Raw genomic sequence first — 20,683 nt, 5'->3', positions numbered from 1 at the left:
CCTCCCCGGTCACAGCACTAGAAGACGCCGGCGCGCATGTGCTGCGTGAGGTTTTCGAGGATGTCGCGCAGCCACGCGCTGCGGACGGCCGGTAGCCGGGCGAGAGTGTGCCGGAACGTTTCCGGGTCGGCCCGGAATGCGTGACGGGGGCGCGGTATGGGCGGGTCGTCACGGAGGACGTCCCCCGGCATGACTCCCGAGGCGGGGACGGGTGGGTACGGCTCGGGGAACGCCAGCCACAGCCACACCCCGAACGGCAGCGGCACCAGATGCACGGAGGCGGCCGGGCCGGCCGGATCGGCTGGGGCTGCCCAGGTTTCCCCCGTCTGCGGATGGATCGGTACGAGGAGGATGTCGGCGTCCGCGCCGACAGCAGGGCGCTCCGGTCCGGCCAGAACGGCGCGTCGTGCGTGCGGGCCCGCGGGGAGCAGGGCGTCGAGGGCGCGTTGGAAGACCTCTCCGGTCAGGCCGTTCGGGACGGTCACCGGTCGGCCTTCCGAGGCCACCAGCAGATGGGCGAGTGCCTGGCCGGCCGCCGCTTCCCACTGCGGGCTCCATGACCACCAGTGGTTCGGCCCCAGCCGCGCCCCCCACCGGGCGATCGGCTCGAACGGGGGCGTGCTGCTCCCCTCCGCCATCAGCTCCTCCCACGAGAGCGGTACGGCGTCGGCGTCGGCGCCGTCGACGGGGCAGCGACGCACGGCGTTCGGGGCGAGCCACACCGCTTGCCAGAGCGAGCAGTCGTCGATCCTGCTCGCAACGGGCAGGCCGCATGCCTCGCAGGCCATGTTGGGGCCGTCCGCCGCGTCGAGGCCGCAGCAGTATCCGCCGCTTCGCTCCAGGATCAGCAGGGTGCCCCGGATGTCTCCGGGTGCGATGACGATCGCGCCGGGCGCGCTGTCGGACAGGGCATGGACCGGCGCGTAGATGCCGCGGGCCGCCGCCTCGTCCGGTTCGATGTCCGCCCACCGCCGCCACGGCGGCCCCCACGGCTCCGGGTCCACGGCGAATGTGCCCGACTCCATGAGTACCGGGAGCTGAGTCCCGTTCCCGTACTTCTGATGGGCGTGGACGGGAAGGGCGACCTCGGACAACCGGGTGGTCAGCCTGGCGCCGCACCCCGCGCAAGCGAATACGAACAAATGTCCTCCGTTGGGAAACAGAGGCATCGTCGCAGCTCGGCGGCTACCGGCCAACGTATTTACTGCCTGCCGCTTTACTGTTTGTTGCGGGGCCGGGGCGCCGCCACGACGCGGAGTATCAGCTCCAGCGCGAACGGATGCCGGTTGTTGAAGCGGATCGCATCTGTCCGATCACCTTCTCGGAGTTGATCCGGTTCGCCCGGGACGGGATCGATAGAGTGCCGCAATGCTGCATACGACGATGCCGCTCCATCTTGAGACCGCCAGGCTGACGATGCGTCCGTGGACGATGTCCGATGCCGACGACCATCGCGCGCTCGCTGCCGAGCGAGGCGATGGAATGTTGTCGATCGAGGCCAACCGGCGAGTGATCGAGGCCCAGCTCTCCTCGCCGGCGAGGACGGGGCTCGCTCTGTTGGTCATCAACCGTCGTGATGTGGGTGACTTCATCGGGTATTGCGGACTCACCGTCGGGCGGGTTTCCGTCGAAGAGCCCGAGATCGCCTACGAGTTGTTTCGGCGAGTGCACGGGCAGGGCTATGCGACCGAGGCGGCCTCCGCCGTGATCGACGCCGCGATCGCGACCGGTCGGCAGCGGCTCTGGGCGACCGTGCGTTCCTGGAATGCGCCGTCGTTCCGCGTACTCGAAAAGCTGGGTTTCGAGCGTGATCACGTCTCAACGGATGACCGTGGCGAACTGGTCTGGCTCACGCGCTCCTTGGAGTGAGTACGCGCTGCCGATGGCGGTGGAGGAGAAGACCGTTGTCCGGATCGGGACTCTGTGGCGTTCGCCGCTTCGACGCTGATCGCGCAGAGTCGATTCCCGGGTCGACAGCTCGCTTCGACCGGACGACCGGAGCCCTGTGGACGGATGCGCCGGTGCCCCGGGCGCGTTGGCTCCGGGAGCAACTGGCCCGGGTTCCTGTGTCGTTCGCTCCGCCGGGCGGTGTGAACGTGCTGGTCTCCCCGGGGTCCGGGTTGTGCTCAGCCGGCTGGGTCGGGGTGGTGGTTCCGAAGGCCTTGTTGCCGTGCAGCCTGGCACGCGACGGCGACGGCGACGGCAGGGGCGGGGGCCGTGGTGTGAGCGGATCGGTTGAATTCAGCGCAGCACGGGCTCAAGGTCCGGACTTTTCATGGTGTTGGCGCCGGAGATGCCCACTGGGATCGGCAGCCGTTGCGGTCGCCGACCGCATGGATCTTCGGTCCGAGCTTGCCGCGATCGGTCGGATCGGGGCGGTCGGCGGCCCCCAAGACCGCACGGTTCGGGGCGGTCGGCGCCCCCCAGGACCGCACGGATGCTGGCCGAGTCGATCGCGCAGCGCAACCGGTCCAGCTGTCCGTCTGCGCCACGCAGGCCGAGCACCACGCGGTGCAGCTCGGCCCGCCCCCGGGCGGGACCAGGCCGTGAAGCGCCGATGCACCGTCTGCCGGGAGGTGCCGAAGACCGGTGGGAACTGCCGCCAGGTGCACTCTGTCTCAGCAACGTGAATGACCGCCGCGGCTGCTGACCGATCGTCGGCACTCTGTCGACCCCGCCCCGGGGTTGCGCCGGAGGCGTGTTCGCAACGTTACTGAACGATCTCCCGCGGGACGGGTGTGGCCTGGTGGTAGTACATCTGCCACGTTGTGGCCGCCCCCTGCTTGCGCCAGAGCGAACTCCGCCGTGCCCGGTCTCCATCCAGCGTGGTCTCGTAGGTGAGGTGCACCAGCCCGGGTGCCAGCAGGACACCGGTGATCTTTGAGGGCTCGTAGCACGGACCGCGTTCTGTCGCTCCGTCCAGCTCGGGCAGCGCGGCAAGCATCTCGTCATAGGTCCACCGCCGCCCCGAAGCGCCGACCTCCACGAAGTCCGGGTCCAGTAGCTGCAGGGCAAGCGAGCGTGACTTGCGCACGCTGGGGTCCATGAGGCGCAGCTCGCCTGCGATCGCTTCGCGTACCTCATCCATCTCTCGGCTCATGCAGGCATTTTGGCCCGGGTGGCCAGGCCCATCGCAACCGAAATTCCAGGCGCAGAGCGCAGCCCGGCTTCCGGGCCGGCTGGCCGCCACTCATCGGGACGACCCCTTAGCGACCGTCGAGCCAGCGGCGTGCCGCCAGGCTCAGGGGCGGCTCGTCCGGCTCGTCCATCGTTCCCTCCGCCACCGCCTCGGCCCATCGTCGTAGGACCCGCGAACGGTGCGGCGCTGTCAGTACGGAGGTGCTGATGTCGTGCTCCCACGTCGTCGCGAAGCACAGGACGTTCCCGTCGAGCGAGAGCATGCGGAACTCGGGGCGGCAGGGTGCGCTGCCGAGCGGGCCGGCGGCGCCCTCGCCCATGATGTCCCACTCGCTCTGCAACTCGACGCAGAACCACTGGGAGGGGCCGTTCTCCTCGGGCCGGAGCGCGAGCAGGAACCGGCGGTCGGTCTCGGAGAAGAGCCCTCCCTCGACCGAGAGCCGGTACCAGTCGGCGTTGGCTTTTTCGAGCAGCTGCGGTTCGAGAACGTCGAGCATGGCCTCGACACGCCCTTCCTCCGGAGGGCAGCTCGCCGCCTGGCCGGTGACGATGGGCGGAATGAGTCCGTCGGGCTCGGTCCACCCCTCCACGATTCGCAGGCCCGCCGCGGTGAGAGACTTCATGATCTCTATCATGCCGTCCCCGCGGACCTGCGAACATGTGGTCCGCCTCGGTCATGGGCAACGGGGGCGACGCCCTCTCCGCCCGTCTCTCCGGCTTCCAGGCCCGCTGCTGCCTCATGACTCGGACGGGTGTGCTGAAAGAACCCGGCATGACGTACCGATTCACTGCCCGAGCCCGTCGGAACCGAGATCGCTTGACGGTTGCTTCTCGCACTCGGCCCTGACTCACTGGACGCTGTCAGCACGTCCGGTTCCGGGAAGTCCGCGCCCGGTCACCGGTCCGCCCGGCCCCGCACCGACGAGCCCACGTCCGGTGGTGCGGGCGAGAGCCTGGCCGGCTCACGCCGTCGTTTCAGTTCGATGACGAGGCGGGACCGGCTGGGTGAGGGGCCGTACGTTGTATCGGCATGAGACCACGAATCGCCGTGATCGGCAGCGGCCCCGCCGGCCTTGCCTTCGCCCGCGTCCTGCACCGTCATGGCCACCCCGTCACCGTCCTCGAACGCGATCCCGCCCGCGACGCCCGTCCCGCGGGCGGCACGCTGGACCTGCACGAGGGGCTGGGCCAACTGGCGCTGGAGAAGGCGGGGGTGCTGGCGGATTTCCAGGCGCTGTCCCGTCCCGAGGGGCAGGCCATGCGCATCCTGGACACGGACGGGACCGTCCTCCGCGACTGGCAACCTCGTCCCGGTGACCGGGCCAATCCCGAGATCGACCGCGGGCAACTCCGTGACCTGTTGCTCGGGCCTCTGGACGTTCAGTGGGGGCGGCGCGTGACGGAGGTGGTGCCGGAGAGCCGGGATGGCGTGCTGGTCCGTTCCGCGGACGGGCGACAGGAGACGTTCGACCTCGTGATCGGCGCGGACGGTGCCTGGTCCCGGGTCCGCCCGGCGGTCTCGCCCGTGACGCCGCAGTACACCGGCGTCACCTTGGTCGAGACCTCTCTGGACGACGTCGACACCCGCCACCCCGACCTCGCCCGGCTGGTCGGTGACGGTTCCGTGTGTGTGTACGGCGTGAACCGCTCGCTCGTCGCGCAGCGCAACAGCGGTGGCCACGTCAAGGTGTACGCCCAGTTCCGCGTGCCGCTCGACTGGCACCCGGGCCCGGACGCGGACCGGCACATGGGCGTGGACCAGCGCGAGGGCCTGGGCCTGGACGACGTCGAGGCCGCGCGAGCAAGCCTGCTCGCACTGTTCGACGGCTGGGCCGCTCCCGTCCTCGACCTCCTGCGCCATGGCACGGTTTTTGTCCACCGCCCCCTTTACACCCTTCCGGTGTCCCACACCTGGGCCCACGTCCCCGGGGTGACGCTACTGGGCGACGCCGCCCACCTGATGCCCCCGTTGGGGGCGGGCGCGAACCTCGCGATGCTGGAAGGCGCCGAACTCGCCGAGTCCATCGCCGCCGCCCCCGGCTCCGGAGATCTGGACGAGGCCGTCCGCGCCTTCGAGGAACAGATGTGGGCACGGGCCGGCAGCTGGGCGAACATCACGGTGGCTGGTCTGGAACGCCTCGTGAGCCCGGACCCCTCCCAAGCCCTCGCTCTCTTCGACGAGGTGCAGCCCTCCTCCTGACTGGCGAGCGCGGGAGACATCACTCCGTCGGCCTCGGCGCACCGCTCGCGCCCGGAGCTTCCCGACGTCGCTGCCGCCCGTCCCGACTTCGCCGGCACAGGTCAGTCACGGTGTTCTGCGACAGTGAACCTTGACTGATTGCCGCTGAAGTCTGACCGCCTGGAGGCGCTCTACCGGCGGGCCGCCGAGATCAGTCCGCCGGGCCGCTCCTCGCGCTGCGCAGGGGTGCCGATCGGGCGGCCGTAGGCGGCCGCGCGCTCGCGCAGGGTGTGGCTGTCTGCCTCCCAGCCGTGCCCGGCCAGCCAGCCCACCGGGTCGTCGGGCATCTCCGAGACCCACATGGACGCCGCCGATCCCGGCTCGGCTTCCGCGCCGAAGCGCTCGATCACGCCGCGCGAGCCCAATGTCAGACCCATCCGACTGCCTGCCGCCGACTGCGCGCTGATCCGGGCCAGCAGCAGCTCCACCGCGTCCTGGGGCAGATAGATCAGTAGTCCTTCGGCGATCCACGCGGTCGGCAGCGCCGGGTCGTGCCCTGCGGCGGCCAGCGCGCCTGGCCAGTCCTCACGCAGATCCACCGCGACGGTGATCCGCTCGCAGCGTGCGACGGCCCGCTCCTGGCGCAGCACCGAAGCCTTGAAGTCCAGTGGCGCGGCGGTGTCGACCTCGAACAGCCGGGTGCCCTCGGGCCAGTCCATCCGGAAGGCCCGGCTGTCCATGCCTGCGCCGAGCAGCACGACCTGCCGGACCCCGGACGCGGAGGCCCGTTGCAACAGGTCGTCGAGGAACTTCGTCCTGATGACGATGGAGAGCGACACGGCCAGCCGGCGGCGACGCGCGGTCTCGTCGTCGGGCAGCGGCGGCGAGGAGGGCCACAGGCCGCCCGCGGTGGCGAAGGCCTGTGCCAGCGGGTCGCGGAACAGCGCGTTCTCCCGCTCGGTCTCCAGCGCCCGCACCCGGGCCACCCCCACCGCCGTGGCCCACACTCCCGACGGCTGCACCCGCTCCCGCTCATCAGCCACCGCGCCAGCCTAGGTGATCGATTCCAAGAGGGAGCGATGAGTGGAGCCAGTGATCTGGGCTCCGCGGGTGTTCGTCAGCAGCCTGCCGTGCTCGATGTCGATGCCCGCGTAGAGGAACGTCGCGGGGGTCCGCTCGGAGAAGAAATCGAGAGTGTCGGCGACTTCGGCGCCGTGCTGGGTGGTGAGCGAGATGTTGTGGAGTTCGTCGAACAGGATCGGGCCGGTGCGGGCGTCGGTGCAGAGACCGACGACGGACTCGATGAGGTCGGTGATGTTCATGCGGGCCCTCACCGGCAGCCCGGGGAAGCGGGCGAACCCGGCCGCGATCATGCGGGGTGCCGCGGCGGGCGGGCGGGACGGTGATGTGGATGACCGGCTTGCGGTCGGTGGCGGTGGGGTGGCGGGCCCGGTCCAGCAGCTCGTGAGAAACCGCGCCCCGGGCCGACTTCACCACAAGGCGCTGGCGCACGGGATTGCCAGACGATCGGTTCCGATATATCGTTGACGCATCGCGACAGATCAACGATAGAAGGAGTAGAGCGATGCGTTCACATGGACACGAGCAAGAGTTCGGGCATGGACACGGCCCCGGGCACTGCGGGCCCGGTCATCCGGGACGTGGTGACTTCGAGGGGCGGCGGGCGGCCTTCGGGCAGTTCGGGCCGCCGTTCGGAGGTGGGCCCTTCGGGGGCGGGCGTGGCCGGGGTGGCGGTCGGGGGAGGGCGCGGCGTGGTGACGTACGCGCTTCGATCCTGGCGCTGCTGAAGGATCGGCCGATGCACGGGTACGAGATGATCCAGGAGATCGGCGAGCGCAGTGGCGGGGCCTGGCGGCCCAGTCCGGGTTCGGTCTACCCGACCCTTCAGCTGCTGGAGGACGAGGGGCTGATCGTCAGCGCGAGCGAGGGCGGCAAGAAGCTGTTCACGCTCACCGACGCCGGCCGCACCGAGGCGGAGTCGGGGCCCGAGGCGCCCTGGGAGGAAGCCGGGCGCGGTGTCGACTGGGAGAGCGTAAACGAGATCCGGCAGGCCGGATTCGGTCTGATGGAGGCGTTCGGGCAGGTCTGGAAGACCGGCTCGGCCGATCAGCGGCAGAAGGCTCTCACCGTCATCAACGACGCCCGTAAGAAGCTGTATCTGATCCTTGCCGACGAGCACTGAACCCCGTGAGGTGCGGTGCCCGTGGGGGTGGTGACAAGGGCCTCGCGGCCGAGCCGCGAGGCCCTTCCCGTCCGCCGGGTGTGTCAGGCGGCGATGAGCCCGCCCAGCTTGCGCAGTGACTCGACGAGCGCGGCCGTCGCCGAGTCCTTGAGCTTTCCGGCCATCAGGGAGACCGCGGCGCCGGTGAACTCCCCGTCGATGCGGAGCGTCGTCGCGTCCCCGTCGGGGGTCAGTGAGTAGCGCATGGCCAGGTTGACGCCCATCGGGCCCTTGCCCTTGGTGGTCAGCAGGCGTGCGGTCTCCAGCTCTGCCACCGTCCAGGTCACCTCGGCCGGGAAGCCCATGAGCTTCATGTTCTCCTCGTACGTGGCGGCGAGTTCGAGTGTCGCCGGACCGCCCTTGGGGAAGCTGGTGTGGGTGGCGTTCCACTGACCGTACGCGGTGAAGTCCGTCAGCTGGGCCCACACCTTCTCGGCCGGTGCTTCGATGCGCGCCTCTGCACTGACTTCGGCCATGCGACCACCCCTTCTCGGCGGGTTACGGTGTCGCGGAACGTAGCCGCAGCGGCCGGAACATTCAATACTGATGAACCGTCAGATCTATCTGGCCGGTTCCTTCCGCTCCCGTGCGCCAGATCAGGGCGGCGTCGAACCGGTCGAGAGCACGGGGGTGCGGACCGTCGTCGTGGCAGTGGAACGCGGCCCAGAAGAGGTCCGCGCGCAGCGCGTCGGCCGGGGCGTGGACCCGGTACACGTACTCCCGCCCGTCGAGTGCCGGCAGGGCGACCAACCAGGACACGTCCGTGGGCTCCCTTCCGGCTGTCGCGTGGGGTATGGCCTGTGGGACGTACGGAGACGGCTTCCGGTTGCCGGGGGAGCGCGTGGCAAGGCGGCGCGCGCCCTTTTCTCCGATCGGATCCAGAAATGGCGAGATCTCATCCGCAAGGAGGAGAATCCGTTCGAGTGTGCCCAACTTGCGTGGGATGCCTGGATGGGCCCCTCCGGGGATGTATTCGCGCCGCAGGGCTGATGGGGTGAGAGGTGTGCAGAACCGGACGCCGCGGATTCCCCAACAGCCCGTACCGAACCGCGCCGAGCTCGACGCCAGACTCACCGTGGAGCTGGCCGCCGTGGTGACGGGCGCCCGCAGGCGTGCGCTGCGCGACGGTGACCGGCAGATCGACACTGCGCATCTGCTGCACTCCCTCATCGAATCGGACCCCGCGGTGCGGGCTGCCTTCGAGGGCGGACCCCAGCTCGCCAGGGTGCTCGGCTACCTCGTCCAGCGCAGTATCGGATACGGGCTCCGCTGGCAGGGCTCGGTCGAGGATTCCGGCGCCGTTCCGGTTCTCCAGGACCCGGGTTCCGTCATGCGGGACATCGGGGTGGAGGGCTGGTCGCCCTCGGCTGCTTCGGCGATGGCCGGGGCGCTCGAACGGGCGGAGTCACGCGGCGAAGTACGGGCCGGCGGGCTCGATCTGCTCGCGGCCCTGGCCACCGACCACGAGTGCCGGGCCGTCGAGGTACTGGTACGGGGCGGGGTCGACGCGGACCGGCTCGCCGCCCGGGTCGCGGATGCTGCCGGGCAGGGCGTGCCGGAGTGCGGAGGCTGACCCTCCGGGCCAGGGAGTTCGGTGGCGGCGGCCGGTGTGGAGCCGTGTATTCAGAGGTGGGCATGTCAGGGGTCACCGGGGTGACGCTCCTGACCGCAGCTGTCATGATGGGCCGATGCACGCGTCTCAGGGGAGAAGCGCCGGCCTGGGACCAGCCCTGGCATCGGCGTTCGCATTCGGTGGTTCAGGGGTGGCGGCCAAGCCGCTGATCGAGGCGGGGCTCGATCCGCTCCATGTGGTGTGGCTGCGCGTGGCGGGTGCGGCCCTGGTCATGCTGCCGGTGGCCTGGCGCCACCGGGACCTGGTGCGCAGCCGGCCGGTCCTGCTGCTCGGCTTCGGGCTGCTCGCCGTCGCGGGTGTGCAGGCCTTCTACTTCGCCGCGATCTCCCGGATCCCCGTCGGGGTCGCGCTTCTCGTCGAGTATCTGGCGCCCGCACTCGTACTCGGCTGGGTCCGGTTCGTCCAGCACAGGCCGGTCACCCGGCGGGCCGCAGTCGGTGTGGTGCTCGCTGTGGGCGGACTGGCGTGCGTGGTCGAGGTCTGGTCGGGGCTGAGCTTCGACGTGGTCGGACTGCTGCTGGCGCTCGGTGCCGCCTGTTGCCAGGTCGGCTACTTCGTTCTCTCGGACCAGGGGAGTGCGGACGGAGCGGAGGGCGTCGAACCGCCGCATCCGGTCGGTGTGATCGCCTACGGGCTGCTGATCGGCGCGGCCATCCTCACCGTGGTCGCGCAGCCCTGGGGCATGGACTGGTCGCTGCTGGGCGGCACGGCGGGCATGGACGGCACGGATGTTCCGGCCTGGCTGCTGCTCGTCTGGATCGTGCTGCTCGCGACCGTGATCGCGTACATCACCGGGGTGATCTCGGTGCGGCTGCTCTCTCCCGCGGTGGCGGGCGTCGTCGCCTGCCTTGAGGCGGTCATCGCCACGGTGCTCGCCTGGGTGATGCTCGGCGAGCACCTGTCGGCGCCCCAGCTCATCGGTGGTGCCATGGTGCTGACCGGCGCCTTCATCGCTCAGTCCTCGACGCCGCGGACACCCTCGGGGCCCGTCGCGTCGGGATCGGGCGCGGGGGCTGCCGAAGGGCCGGGCGGTGGCCGGGCCGCCGCCGAGGGGGAACTGTCCGCCGGTCGTGCCGCGATGTGATGTGGCGTGGGCCTTCGCCTGTGCGGCATGTGCTGATCGGTGTGTGCCGGCTCCTGGTTGTGGCCTTTTTCGAGCGGGGCTCTTCGGGTGGGAGGCGCTCGGCTGCGTGGTGGCCGAAGGCGGGTGCGTTGCCGTCGCTACGCGGCCGGCTTCCGGCGGAAGGCCGTGAAGTCGGTGTCCGGCCGGTGGCCGATGATCCTTCCGTCCTCGATCCCGTCGACCGCGGTCGCGGTGCAGGACGCGTAGCGACCGGCCGGGCCCCTTGATTCGTCAAGGAGGTGCGGTGCGGGGATGGCCTCCGGCCGGCAGGCACCGCAGCCCCTCACTCCGGGCGGGGAGGCATGTGCGCGTGAGCCGAGCCGCGTCATGCCGGCTCTGCCGCGCGCCGTCGGTGCCGACACCGTGCGAGAGGCCGAGCTCCCGCTCGCCCGGTACACGCCCCGATACACCTGTCCGAGGCGTTGGAGCCTGCGATGCGGATGAGCGAACTCGCCGCCGCCCGCGACATCTCCCTCAGCGGCATGGCCCGCTTCGTCACCCGCCCGGAGAAGCGCGGCTGGGTCGGGCGCACCAAGTGCGCCCAGGACGGGCGGGGGTGGAACGCCGCCCTGACCGGCGCCGGCCTCGCCCGTCTCGAAAGGCCCGGCCGGCGTTTCCGGTCGGTGTGCGGCGGCACTTCTTCGACCACTTCGACGGCCGGAACCTCGCCGGGCTCACCGGCGCGCTCCGGCACGTCTCGACCTCACAGGTCGGCCCCGCCGGATTCCGGGCCGGGCCGGCCCGCGCTGTCCCGCCGGCCGTGGTGCGTCACAGCTCGGTGATGTAGCCCGGCACCCCGATGGCGGGGTCGAGGTCGTCCGAGGGAAGCGGCGCCGCGTAGCCGTGGGCGAGCGGGACGACGCCTGCCCAGTGGGGGAGCGTGAGGTCGCGGGGTTCGTCGTTGGGGCCGCCCGTACGGATCTTGGCGGACACCTCCCGCAGGTCCAGCCGGATCACCGCGGTCGCGGCCAGCTCCTTCTCGTCGGCGGGCCGGGAATCGGCGGAACGGCCCGGCACCACGTGGTCGACGATGGCGTCGAGGGCGGTCCGCCGCTCCTCGGGGTCGGTGACCGTGTGCGCGACGCCATGGACCACCACGGAGCGGTAGTTGATCGAGTGGTGGAAGGCGGAACGGGCCAGCACCAGCCCGTCGACATGCGTCACCGTGAGGCACACGGGCAGACCGGGATCGGTGCGACCCGCCTCGCGCAGCGGCCGGGAGCCCGTCGAGCCGTGCACGTAGAGCCGGTCGCCGATCCGGCCGAAGAGCGTCGGCAGCACGACAGGTGCGCCGTCACGGACGAAGCCGAGGTGGCAGAGGTACGCCTCGTCCAGTATCGAGTGGACCACCTCCCGGTCGTAGGACGCCCGTTCGCGGGAACGGGTCGGGACGGTGCGCCCGGTCGGCTCGTAGCCGGCTGCGGTGTCCGGGGGTGTGGGCTGCGGCGATGAGGTGTCCGACATTGCATACTCCATTGCACTAGTGCATAATCCAGTTTGTGCTAGGAGAGTATCGGATTGTCGGGCGGCGCGCATCGGAGATTGCCGCCAGCGTGGAGCGCGGGGTGGGCTCGGGTGAGCTCGAACCGGGCCAAGTGCTGCCTCCGATGCGGGAGTTGGCGGATCAGCTGGGGGTGAATCCGAATACGGTCGCGGCTGCCTACCGCACGCTCCGCGAGCGCGGGGTGATCGAGACGGCCGGGCGCCGGGGCAGCAGAGTGCGGCCGCGCCCCGCGAGCACGGCGCGTGGTTCGCTCCGGGTCGAGGCGCCGGCGGGCGTGCGGGATCTGGGCGCGGGCAACCCCGACCCGGTGCTCCTGCCCGCCCTCGGGGACGTCTTCGCGGCGGTCGCCGCGGAGTACGAGCGGCAGCCCGGGATGTACGGACAGGCGCCGGTGGACCCGGAGTTCGCCGCGCTCGCCCGCGCCGCACTGGACGCCGACGGGGTGCCGGCCGGGCCCGTGGTCGCGACCTCCGGATCGCTGGACGCGATCGAGCGGATCCTCGTCGCGCACCTCAGACCCGGTGACGCGGTGGCCGTCGAGGACCCCGGCTGGGGCAGCATGCTGGATCTCGTACCGGCGCTGGGGCTGCGCCCGGTGCCCGTCGCGGTCGACGACGAGGGGCCGGTGCCCGATGCCGTCGAGAAGGCGCTGAACGCCGGTGCCCGCGCGCTCGTGGTCACCGACCGCGCGCAGAATCCGACCGGCGCGGCGATCGGTGCCGGACGCGCCTTCGAACTGCGCGGAGTCCTCGACGGACACCGCGGTGTCCTCCTGATCGAGGACGACCACGGACACGGCATCGTCGATCTGCCGCTCCATCCGCTGGCGGGCGCCACCGACCGCTGGGCCTTCGTCCGTTCCGTCGCCAAGGCGTACGGGCCGGACCTGCGGGTCGCCCTGCTGACCGGTGATCCGGTCACGGTCGACCGGGTGGCGGGGCGGCAGCGGCTGGGCCCCGGCTGGGTCAGCAGGCTCCTGCAACGGGCCATGGTGCACCTGTGGACCTCGGGCGCCGTGGATCCGGGAGAGGTGGCGAGGGCGTACGCGAAGCGGCGGGACGGCCTCGTGCGGGCGCTGGCGGAGCGGGGCGTGGCGGCCCACGGACGCAGCGGGATGAATGTGTGGGTGCCGGTCGGGGACGAGACCGGCGCCGTGGCGAGGTTGCTGCACGCCGGCTGGGCCGTGGCGCCCGGGGCGCGGTTCCGGATGGCCGCGCCCCAGGGAATCCGGCTGACCGTCTCGTCGCTCGCCGAGGACGAGATCGAGCCGCTGGCGGATGCGGTGGCGGCAGCGGCGGGGCCGGTGAAGCCGCTGACGTACGGGTGATCGTCGGGTCTCGGCCCCGGCGTTTCTCGGTCCGGTCTCGCCCCCCGTACCTGTCCCGGCCCCGGCTCAGTCGCTGGTTGCCCCGCTGCCCGTCGCCCGGACGCCCTTGGCCCTGCTCTGGGTGAGGGCGGCGCCCGCCAGGACCACGAGGGCCCCCACCGGGGTGTTCCAGCTCAGCTGCTCGCCGAGCACGGCCACTCCGGCGGCGGTGGCGATGACCGGGATGAAGTACGTGACCATCTGCGCGGTCGTCGGCCCGACCTCCGCCACCAGGCCGTACTGCAACAGGACCGCGAGGCCGGTGCCGAGCGCCCCGAGGGCGACCACGGCCAGGGTCGGGAGCAGCGGGAAGCCATCGGGGGCCGAGGTGAACAGCGGGGTCACCAGGGCGATCTGCGCCGTGCCCAGGAACAGCTGGCTGCCGGTGAGCGCCAGCGTCGACGAACCGCTGCCCGCCAGCGTCCTGCGGACGTAGATCCAGCCGATCGGATAGCTGAGGGAGGCGAGCAGGGCCATCGCCGTGCCGCCGAAGTCCAGCCCGGAGAACCCCTGCCAGGCGCCGAGCACGGTCAGTACGCCGAGAAAGCCGAGCCCGAGTCCGGCGACCCGGCGACGGGTCGGCCGGTCCTCAAAGAGCGCTACGAGCGACAGCGCCATGCCCCACAGGGGCGACGTCGCGTTGCAGATGCCGGCCAGCGTCGAGGGAATCGTCAGCTCGGCGTAGGCGAAGAGCGAGAACGGAAGCGCGTTCAGGAAGAACGCGGCGACGGCCAGGTGCCCCCAGGTGCGGACGCCACGGGGCAGCCGCTCACGGCGTACCACCATCGCGACTGCCAGCACCGCCGTACCCGACAGCAGACGGCCCAGGGTGACCTGGAACGGGACGTACCCCTCGGTGCCGACCTTGATCAGGAGGAAGCTGAAGCCCCAGATGAGTGAGAGCGCCCCGAACCGGATCCGCCAGTCCGGCGCGCGGCGGGCGGCGGCCCCCGGAGCCGCGACCGCCGGGGTGTCCGTGGTGGAGCCCTCGCTCGCCGGCAGGGCACCCGAGGCGGGTGCGACGGGAGAGATGGCCTTCGGTGTGGCAGTGGCGCTCATGAGGTCAACGATGACGAAGCGGATCGCGTAGAACAAGCGAGACTCTGTGTGAAGGTCTGCGTAGCATTGCTTACATGTTGAATCTGGAGCGCCTGCGCACCCTGGACGCACTGGCCCGGCACGGCTCCGTGCGCAGCGCCGCCGAGGGGCTGCACGTGACCACCTCGGCGGTCTCCCAGCAGATGGCGAAGCTGGAGCGGGAAGTGGGGCAGCAGCTCCTGGCCAAGAACGGGCGCGGGGTCCGGCTCACCGACGCCGGCCGGCTGCTCGCCGACCACGCGGCCCGGATCCTGTCCCAGGTCGAGCTGGCCCAGTCCGACATCGAGGCCCAGCGCGGTGAGGCGGTGGGCGAGATCCGGCTCTCCGCCTTTCCGACCGCCGCGCGCGGGCTCTTCCCCGCGGTGCTCCTCGCGCTGCGCGGGGACCACCCCGAACTGCGCGTACGTACCCGGGAACTGGAGCCCGAGGACGGAATCCGTGCGGTGATCAGGGGCGACATCGACCTCGCGGTGGTGCTGGACTGGAGCAACAAGCGGCTGCCCGTGCCCGCAGGCCTTGCCAAGGCCGAACTCCTGGACGACGCACCGGACATCGCGATGCCGGCCGGCCACCGGCTCGCCGACCGGGACGAGGTGGACCTGGAGGACTTCGCGGACGACGACTGGGTGTCCTGGCCCGAGGGCGAGTTCTGCTACGACTGGCTCATGTTCACCCTCCGCTCGAAGGGCATCGAACCGCGCATCGCGCATCTGGCGGGCGAGCACCACACCCAACTCGCCCTGATCGCTGCGGGGATGGGGGTCTGTGTGGCGCCGCGGCTGGGTCGCGGACCGGTACCGGACGGGGTGCGGCTCGTGCCCGTACGGCAGAGGATGCGGCGTCACGTCCACGCCGTCTGGCGTACCGACGCGGACCGGCGCCCTTCGATCAGGGCGGCGGTGACGGCTCTGCGCACGGCAGGGCGGGAGCTGGCCGCACCGTAGGCAAGGATTCTCAGGTGATGGGCGGGGCCGCGAGTTTCCGGAAGTCCCAGGAGGCGATGGCCTGCGGTGTCAGCCGCAGCCAGGCGTGCCGGCCGTCGTGCGGCATGGTGTCCATCCCGAAGTATTTCGCCGCGAACAGACTTTCCGGTACGGCGAGTTCGGGGCAGGAATCGCCGGTGCGCGGTGCCTCGCCGACGGGGACGGCCTCGCCGGATAGTTCGATGCCGCGCAGATCCGCGTACTCCACCCCGTCGTCCACCACCACCGCGATCCTCGGGTCGTGGCGCAGCTGGGACCAGCGCAGGCTGCGGGTGATCGAGTACAGCCAGAGCGACGTGCCGTCCCAGGTGAACCAGAGGGCGCCGACATGCGGGTGGCCGTCCTCGGCCACAGTGGCCACGCGGCAGGTGCGCTGTTCGGTGAGATAGGTGTCGCGTTCGGCGTCCGTCATCATGATCCGACGGCCCCGTCGCTGTATGGCGGCCATGAGGGCGCCTCCTCCCATTGTCTGACTGTGTGTCAGAGATCATGGGGCCTCTTCCCTCATCACGCAATGGCGGTTAACCTCGCGCGCCCGGTCCGCCGCAGAAAGGGTCAGCCGTGCCGTCGAAGAATCAGCTCGTCGAGCAGCTCGATCCGGCCACCACCGTGCTTCTGACGGTCGAATGCCAGCAGGGGGTCGTGGGCCCGGGGAGCGCGCTGCCCGAACTGGCCGACGCGGCCCGGTCCTCCGGTGCCCTGCACCGGGTCGCCCGGCTGGTCGCGGCCGCGCACGAGGCCGGGGTCCAGGTGCTGCACGCGGTGGCCGAACGCCGCCCCGACGGGCGGGGAGCCAACAGCAACGCCCGGCTCTTCCGGGCCGCCGGCCGGCTGCCCGTGCAGCAGCACTGCGGCACCACGGCGGTACGGATCGCCGCGCCGATCGAAGTGGCCGACGAGGACCTCGTCGTACGCAGGCTGCACGGCCTCTCGCCCATCGCCGGCACCGATGTGGACGCGCTGCTGCGCAACCTCGGCTGCCGGACCCTCGTCGTCACCGGGGTCTCGGCCAATGTGGCCATCCCCAACGCCGTGTTCGACGCGGTGAATCTGGGCTACACGGCCGTGGTGCCCTCCGATGCCATCGCGGGAGTGCCGGCCGACTACACCCCCGCGATGATCCGCAACACGCTCGCCCTCGTCGCCACCGTCACCACCACCGACGAGGTGCTGGGCTGCTGGCTGAGCCGCACCTCGCGCGGTGCGCGTTCCTGACGGAGGGGCCCCGTCCGCACCGGCTTCCGCCTTCGCCGGGGACGGTCGACCCGTCGCGGCGCGTTCGGCCGCGGTCAGGATCGCCTCGACGGCGGTGTCGTGGACCGCCTTCTGGCTCACCCGGGCCAGCTCGTCGGCGTGTGCGCGGGTGGTGGGGTGGTCGCCCTCCGGGAGCCGGGCGTAGACCCGGGTCCAGGCGGTGTCGTCCTTGGCCCGGCCCCCGGCGTCGAGCGAGCTGAGCGAGACGGCGTGGGCGCAGAGCCCGAGGGACGTGTCGATGAAGGGCCGGTAGAGGAGCACGGCCCGGTCCGGCGTCAGGCCCGGCCAGTCGGTGTGTCTCAACGCGCAGTTCCCGGTGTTCCCGGTCCGGGCGTGGATGCTCGTCAACGCCGGACTGACCACGCTCGTCGACATCATCGGCCTGACCCTGACCGACCGGCTCAACAAGCTCCTGACCGGCCTGGCCGTGTTCCTCGTACTGCTCCTCGTCGCCCACTGCCTGGTCCACCCCGGGCAGCAGCCGCCGAAGTCGTACACCGAGCCGCTCTGGAACGCCGACAGCAGCCCGGCCGCGATACCGGCGGCCGCCGCCATCGCCGCGTACTCCCACCTCGGCTTCACCGCCGTCAACGCATGCGTGATCATCTACTTCGCACGCAACCGCGGCACCGGTGGCGTCAAGGTGCTCGGCCACGTCGTCGCACCGGCACTCGGTGCCTGCGTGACGATCTGTCCGCTGACGCAGCTCAGTGCGACGGCCATCCTCATCGGAGGGTGCTGGCTCGTCCTCGGATTCGTCCATCTCCTCCGGCTCACCCGGGGGTTCCGGCGGCCGACCCCCGAACTGAGCATGAGCGACGGTCCGGCGGAGACGGCCGGGGACAGGCCGGAGCGGGTGGTGGAGACCTGACACCACCGGGGCGGTGCGATCAGGGTTCGAGCGTGATCGCACCGCCCGAGACCGTGATCGTCCTGGCGGGCAGCGGCTCGGTGGCGGGGCCGTGTTTCACGGCGCCCGTCGCCGCGTCGAACTTGCTGCCGTGACAGGGACAGTCGATGGTGCCGCCGGAGACGCGCGACACCACGCATCCCTGATGGGTGCACTTCGACGAGAACGCCTTGAACTCGCCGGCCTTCGGCTGTGTCACCACCACACCCCGGTCGGCGAAGACCTTGCCGCCGCCCTCGGGGATGTCGGCCGTCCGGGTCAGCGCGGCGCCGCTGCCGTCCGTTCCGCTGGCGGCCGGCTCGACCACATCCGAACCGTCCGAGTCCTTCTCGTTGCCGCAGGCGGTGAGTACGGCAGCCACCGAGGCGGCCCCGACCGCAGCGACAACGGCCCGCCGCCCCGGGCGGGCCTCGTGGTTCTGCGCTGTGCTCATACTGGCTTCCCTTCCATGTGTTCAAGGCTTCGGTGTTCACGACTTCGGTGTACGACCGGGGGTACGCGCGGCGGGGCCCCCGTGTTCAACGCCCAGGGACTTCTTGAGGAAGTCCCGCTCCAGCAGCAACAGGTTGCCGGCCGTCGACCGCGCGACCCGGTGACCGGCCCCGGACAGCGGCAGCACCGTGTGCGGCCGGCCCGCGGCCAGCAGCGCGGCGGAGAACCGCAGCATGTGGGCGACGGCCACGTTGTCATCGGCAAGTCCGTGCACCAGCATGAGCGGGCGGGTCAGCCCGGCCGCCTCCGAGAGCAGCGAGTTGCGCTCGTAGTTGTCCGGCAGTACATCCGGGTGGCCCAGGAAGCGCTCCTCCCAATGGGTGTCGTAGAGCCGCCGGTCGGCCGGCGCGGCACCGGCCACCGCGGCGTGGAAGACCTCCGGGTGCCGCAGCACGGCGGCAGCGGCGAGATACCCGCTGAAGGACCAGCCGCGCACGGCGACCCGGGAGGTGTCCAGCGCGGAACACCGCGCGGCAGCCGCGTGCAGCGCGTCGATCTGGTCGTCGAGGACGGCCGTCAGCCGGTCGCCGTGCACCGACTTCTCCCAGGCCTCACCACGTCCCGGAGTGCCCCGGCCGTCCGTGACCAGCACCGCGAAACCCTGCTCGGCGAACCACTGGGCGACCGCGACCCACCAGGAGCGCACCTTGAGGACGACCTGCATGCCGTGGCCGGCGTACGGGTTGAGCAGCACGGGCAGCGGACCGTCGCCCGGCCGGTGCCACGACGGCAGATACAGCAGGCTGCGCAGCTCCCGCTTCCCGAGGCTCAGCGCCGCGGGCCTCGGGACGACGAGCGGAGTCTCGGCGAGTACCGCGATCCGGCCCACCGGGGCTCCGTCCCGCAGCACGGTGACCGTCTGCCCCTCGGGGGTCCTGCTGTCCAGCACCACGGTGGGGCCGCCGACCGCGGCCGTGTGCACGCCGGGGGCCTCGCTGAGGCGCACGGGAACGGCGGTGCTCCCAACGGGTTCCGTCGCCGCGTACGACCAGACATGAACCTCGGTCGGCTCCTCGCTCGCGGTGAAGTACACCCGCTCGCCGCTGGATCCGACCACCTCGCGGACCTCCAGCCCCACGGGCGTCTCCAGGCCGTCGACCGCCAGCCCCTGGGTGTCGCCGCCCGGCCGCGCGGGAACGACGAGCGCGCCGGACGGGAGCCGCAACGGCGTCCCGGGCCGCAGCGCGACCCACGCCCGGTCGTGGGCACGGCTCAGGACGCTCGCCCCGCCCGTTGCGGGATCGACCGCGAGCACATACGCCGAACGCTGGTCACGCGTCTGTACGCAGACCAGTGGCCCGTGCCCGTCCCACGCCGCCGACACCACGTACTCGAACGACCGGTCCGTCCACACGCCCCCGGGATGGTCCACGTCCGCCTCGCGCGGCAGCCGGACCGCGAGCCGCTCCCCGGACACCCGCACCAGGTGCAGCGACACTTCCGCATTCGCCGTGCCCGCCGCCGGATACGCCATCTCGCGCGGCGGCCGCTCCGGATGGGCCGGATCGCTGATGTACCGGCGCCGCACCATCGAGGTGTCCACCCGCCCCACCAGCAGCGCATCGCTCCCCGGCGACCACCAGTGGCCGCGGGGGCGGCCGATCGACTCGGCCGACACATGGTCGGACAGCCCGTACGTCACCCGGTCGCCGTCCGGGGCGGCGAGCACCCGGTCGTCCGCCCCTTCCGCGGTGACGACCCGCAGCGCGCCGCCGGACACGTACGCGATCAGCGTGCCGTCCGGCGAGGGGCGGGGATCGACCACCGGACCGGCAGTCCGGATCCGGCGCGGAGGGCTCCCGTCCGTCCGCACCACCCAGAGCCCGCCGTCGAGCGCGAAGGCGGCGAGCCGCACCTGTGCGTCGGTCGCGTACGACACCACACCCGACGAGGTCTCGCCCGCCCGTTCGCGGCGGACCATTTCCTCCGGCGGCACCTGGCCGCCCGCCGCATCGCCGCACCCGGCCCCGAGCGGATCGGCGAGCAACCGCTCCGCACCGTCCTCGTACAGCCAGAGCCGGCTGACCGGATCCGTACCGGAGGCGGACCGCAGGAAGAGCACCCGTGCACCGTCCGGAGAGACGGTGAAGCCGCGGGGCACCCCGAGCGAGAACCGGTGGGTCCGCCCGAACTGCTCCGGGAACCGGTGGGTGTCGGTCGTCGTGTCATCGGTCGTGGCATCGCTGGTCGGAATCATGGCGACACCATGACAGGTGGTTGTTCCGGTGGCGGAGGAAGGGGCGGGGGACTGTCAGAGGCGTCTGCCACGCTGAGCGGTATGACACTGAGCAGTTTCAGCGACCTTGAGCAGGCCGTTCGCAGGAGTTGGGGCGCGGACACCACGACACCGGCACACCGGGCGCAGTGGACGCCGGACAATCCGGCGCGCGATCAGTGCGGGGTGACCGCGCTCGTGGTGCACGACCTCCTGGGCGGCGACCTGATCCGCGGCGAGGTCCATGTGGACGGCGAGCGGATGGACTACCACTGGTGGAACCGGCTGGGCCTGGGCGTCGAAGTCGATCTCACCCGCGAGCAGTTCCGCCCCGAGGAGATCGTCGTCGGCGGGGAGGTGATCGTACGGCCGCCCGAGATCGTGCGGCTGCGTGAGGAGTACGAGCTGCTGCGCGGCAGGGTTCTGGCGGAGCTGAGCCGGTAGCGGCCGGCGCACTGATCCGGTCCGGCGCCCGTGGACCGCCACGGGGGCCGGTGCGGATCCCTGGCCCGGGGCTCAGAGGGAGGGGGGGACGTGCGGGCGGAG

General features: G+C 71.5%; 22 protein-coding genes and 1 pseudogene. 10 read left to right on the top strand and 13 right to left on the bottom strand.

The window, feature by feature from the left end; genetic code table 11:
• Positions 1 to 17: 17 nt before the first annotated feature.
• Positions 18 to 1,142 (bottom strand): hypothetical protein, encoded by a 1,125-nt coding sequence (locus tag ACFVH0_RS34545; protein ID WP_385826755.1) that lies wholly within the window; start codon positions 1,140 to 1,142, stop codon positions 18 to 20.
• 226 nt (positions 1,143 to 1,368) lie between these two features.
• On the opposite strand from ACFVH0_RS34545, the gene ACFVH0_RS34540 reads away from it, so the two are divergent.
• Positions 1,369 to 1,869 carry a GNAT family N-acetyltransferase gene (locus ACFVH0_RS34540; protein ID WP_385826753.1) on the top strand — a complete coding sequence of 167 codons (501 nt, stop codon included), beginning with the start codon at positions 1,369 to 1,371 and terminating at the stop codon, positions 1,867 to 1,869.
• 388 nt (positions 1,870 to 2,257) lie between these two features.
• Here the strand turns inward: ACFVH0_RS34540 and ACFVH0_RS34535 are convergent.
• From ACFVH0_RS34535 to ACFVH0_RS34525, 3 genes and pseudogenes are all read right to left on the bottom strand, one after another.
• Positions 2,258 to 2,668, bottom strand: a pseudogene (locus tag ACFVH0_RS34535) (transposase); the annotation flags it as partial.
• 42 nt (positions 2,669 to 2,710) lie between these two features.
• A complete protein-coding gene (locus tag ACFVH0_RS34530; protein ID WP_385826751.1) occupies positions 2,711 to 3,100 on the bottom strand; it encodes a DUF4440 domain-containing protein in 390 nt (129 codons plus the stop codon).
• A gap of 106 nt (positions 3,101 to 3,206) precedes the next feature.
• Positions 3,207 to 3,761 carry a hypothetical protein gene (locus tag ACFVH0_RS34525; RefSeq protein WP_385826749.1) on the bottom strand — a complete coding sequence of 185 codons (555 nt, stop codon included), beginning with the start codon at positions 3,759 to 3,761 and terminating at the stop codon, positions 3,207 to 3,209.
• A gap of 407 nt (positions 3,762 to 4,168) precedes the next feature.
• Here ACFVH0_RS34525 and ACFVH0_RS34520 point away from each other — a divergent pair, with 407 nt between their 5' ends.
• Positions 4,169 to 5,338 carry an FAD-dependent oxidoreductase gene (locus ACFVH0_RS34520; protein ID WP_385826747.1) on the top strand — a complete coding sequence of 390 codons (1,170 nt, stop codon included), beginning with the start codon at positions 4,169 to 4,171 and terminating at the stop codon, positions 5,336 to 5,338.
• Positions 5,339 to 5,508: 170 nt separating this feature from the next.
• Here the strand turns inward: ACFVH0_RS34520 and ACFVH0_RS34515 are convergent, their stop codons facing one another.
• Positions 5,509 to 6,324: a class I SAM-dependent methyltransferase gene (locus ACFVH0_RS34515; protein WP_385826795.1), complete on the bottom strand. Its 816-nt coding sequence runs from the start codon at positions 6,322 to 6,324 to the stop codon at positions 5,509 to 5,511.
• 45 nt (positions 6,325 to 6,369) lie between these two features.
• Positions 6,370 to 6,639, bottom strand: coding sequence for a hypothetical protein (locus tag ACFVH0_RS34510; RefSeq protein WP_385826745.1), 270 nt, complete (start codon positions 6,637 to 6,639; stop codon positions 6,370 to 6,372).
• 263 nt (positions 6,640 to 6,902) lie between these two features.
• Here ACFVH0_RS34510 and ACFVH0_RS34505 point away from each other — a divergent pair, with 263 nt between their 5' ends.
• The gene (locus tag ACFVH0_RS34505) at positions 6,903 to 7,520 is read left to right on the top strand and encodes a PadR family transcriptional regulator (protein ID WP_385826743.1); all 618 of its coding nucleotides are present in this window, start codon (positions 6,903 to 6,905) and stop codon (positions 7,518 to 7,520) included.
• Between the two features lie 83 nt (positions 7,521 to 7,603).
• Here ACFVH0_RS34505 and ACFVH0_RS34500 read toward each other — a convergent pair whose 3' ends face one another.
• Positions 7,604 to 8,035, bottom strand: coding sequence for an SRPBCC family protein (locus ACFVH0_RS34500; protein WP_385826741.1), 432 nt, complete (start codon positions 8,033 to 8,035; stop codon positions 7,604 to 7,606).
• A 61-nt stretch (positions 8,036 to 8,096) separates the two neighbouring features.
• The gene (locus ACFVH0_RS34495) at positions 8,097 to 8,318 is read right to left on the bottom strand and encodes a hypothetical protein (protein WP_385826739.1); all 222 of its coding nucleotides are present in this window, start codon (positions 8,316 to 8,318) and stop codon (positions 8,097 to 8,099) included.
• Positions 8,319 to 8,562: 244 nt separating this feature from the next.
• Between ACFVH0_RS34495 and ACFVH0_RS34490 the strand changes: the two genes are divergently transcribed.
• Both ACFVH0_RS34490 and ACFVH0_RS34485 read left to right on the top strand, forming a co-directional pair.
• Positions 8,563 to 9,132: a Clp protease N-terminal domain-containing protein gene (locus ACFVH0_RS34490; RefSeq protein ID WP_385826737.1), complete on the top strand. Its 570-nt coding sequence runs from the start codon at positions 8,563 to 8,565 to the stop codon at positions 9,130 to 9,132.
• 115 nt (positions 9,133 to 9,247) lie between these two features.
• Positions 9,248 to 10,276, top strand: coding sequence for a DMT family transporter (locus ACFVH0_RS34485; protein WP_385826735.1), 1,029 nt, complete (start codon positions 9,248 to 9,250; stop codon positions 10,274 to 10,276).
• Positions 10,277 to 11,083: 807 nt separating this feature from the next.
• On the opposite strand, the gene ACFVH0_RS34480 is transcribed toward ACFVH0_RS34485, so the two are convergent.
• On the bottom strand, positions 11,084 to 11,779 hold the full coding sequence (locus ACFVH0_RS34480; RefSeq protein WP_385826733.1) for a pyridoxamine 5'-phosphate oxidase family protein: 696 nt from the start codon (positions 11,777 to 11,779) through the stop codon (positions 11,084 to 11,086).
• 35 nt (positions 11,780 to 11,814) lie between these two features.
• Between ACFVH0_RS34480 and ACFVH0_RS34475 the strand changes: the two genes are divergently transcribed.
• Positions 11,815 to 13,146, top strand: a complete 1,332-nt coding sequence (locus ACFVH0_RS34475; RefSeq protein WP_385826731.1) for an aminotransferase class I/II-fold pyridoxal phosphate-dependent enzyme — start codon at positions 11,815 to 11,817, stop codon at positions 13,144 to 13,146.
• 66 nt (positions 13,147 to 13,212) lie between these two features.
• Here the strand turns inward: ACFVH0_RS34475 and ACFVH0_RS34470 are convergent, their stop codons facing one another.
• Positions 13,213 to 14,244 (bottom strand): DMT family transporter, encoded by a 1,032-nt coding sequence (locus ACFVH0_RS34470; RefSeq protein ID WP_385826729.1) that lies wholly within the window; start codon positions 14,242 to 14,244, stop codon positions 13,213 to 13,215.
• 74 nt (positions 14,245 to 14,318) lie between these two features.
• Here ACFVH0_RS34470 and ACFVH0_RS34465 point away from each other — a divergent pair, with 74 nt between their 5' ends.
• Positions 14,319 to 15,227, top strand: a complete 909-nt coding sequence (locus ACFVH0_RS34465) for a LysR family transcriptional regulator (RefSeq protein ID WP_385826727.1) — start codon at positions 14,319 to 14,321, stop codon at positions 15,225 to 15,227.
• A 10-nt stretch (positions 15,228 to 15,237) separates the two neighbouring features.
• On the opposite strand, the gene ACFVH0_RS34460 is transcribed toward ACFVH0_RS34465, so the two are convergent.
• Positions 15,238 to 15,714 carry a pyridoxamine 5'-phosphate oxidase family protein gene (locus ACFVH0_RS34460; RefSeq protein WP_385826726.1) on the bottom strand — a complete coding sequence of 159 codons (477 nt, stop codon included), beginning with the start codon at positions 15,712 to 15,714 and terminating at the stop codon, positions 15,238 to 15,240.
• 113 nt (positions 15,715 to 15,827) lie between these two features.
• Here ACFVH0_RS34460 and ACFVH0_RS34455 point away from each other — a divergent pair, with 113 nt between their 5' ends.
• Together ACFVH0_RS34455 and ACFVH0_RS34450 are read left to right on the top strand one after the other, a co-directional pair.
• Positions 15,828 to 16,481, top strand: a complete 654-nt coding sequence (locus tag ACFVH0_RS34455; RefSeq protein WP_385826724.1) for a cysteine hydrolase — start codon at positions 15,828 to 15,830, stop codon at positions 16,479 to 16,481.
• Positions 16,482 to 16,812: 331 nt separating this feature from the next.
• On the top strand, positions 16,813 to 17,391 hold the full coding sequence (locus ACFVH0_RS34450; protein WP_385826722.1) for a hypothetical protein: 579 nt from the start codon (positions 16,813 to 16,815) through the stop codon (positions 17,389 to 17,391).
• A 19-nt stretch (positions 17,392 to 17,410) separates the two neighbouring features.
• Here the strand turns inward: ACFVH0_RS34450 and ACFVH0_RS34445 are convergent, their stop codons facing one another.
• Together ACFVH0_RS34445 and ACFVH0_RS34440 are read right to left on the bottom strand one after the other, a co-directional pair.
• Positions 17,411 to 17,863: a Rieske (2Fe-2S) protein gene (locus tag ACFVH0_RS34445; protein WP_385826720.1), complete on the bottom strand. Its 453-nt coding sequence runs from the start codon at positions 17,861 to 17,863 to the stop codon at positions 17,411 to 17,413.
• A 36-nt stretch (positions 17,864 to 17,899) separates the two neighbouring features.
• Positions 17,900 to 20,119 (bottom strand): prolyl oligopeptidase family serine peptidase, encoded by a 2,220-nt coding sequence (locus ACFVH0_RS34440; protein ID WP_385826718.1) that lies wholly within the window; start codon positions 20,117 to 20,119, stop codon positions 17,900 to 17,902.
• A gap of 81 nt (positions 20,120 to 20,200) precedes the next feature.
• Between ACFVH0_RS34440 and ACFVH0_RS34435 the strand changes: the two genes are divergently transcribed.
• Positions 20,201 to 20,581 carry a hypothetical protein gene (locus ACFVH0_RS34435; RefSeq protein ID WP_385826716.1) on the top strand — a complete coding sequence of 127 codons (381 nt, stop codon included), beginning with the start codon at positions 20,201 to 20,203 and terminating at the stop codon, positions 20,579 to 20,581.
• Positions 20,582 to 20,683: the final 102 nt, after the last annotated feature.

The organism is Streptomyces sp. NPDC127117 (genome assembly GCF_042677325.1).
In the GTDB taxonomy this organism is placed as follows: Bacteria; Actinomycetota; Actinomycetes; order Streptomycetales; family Streptomycetaceae; genus Streptomyces.
This window is presented reverse-complemented; position numbering and strand designations above follow the sequence as displayed.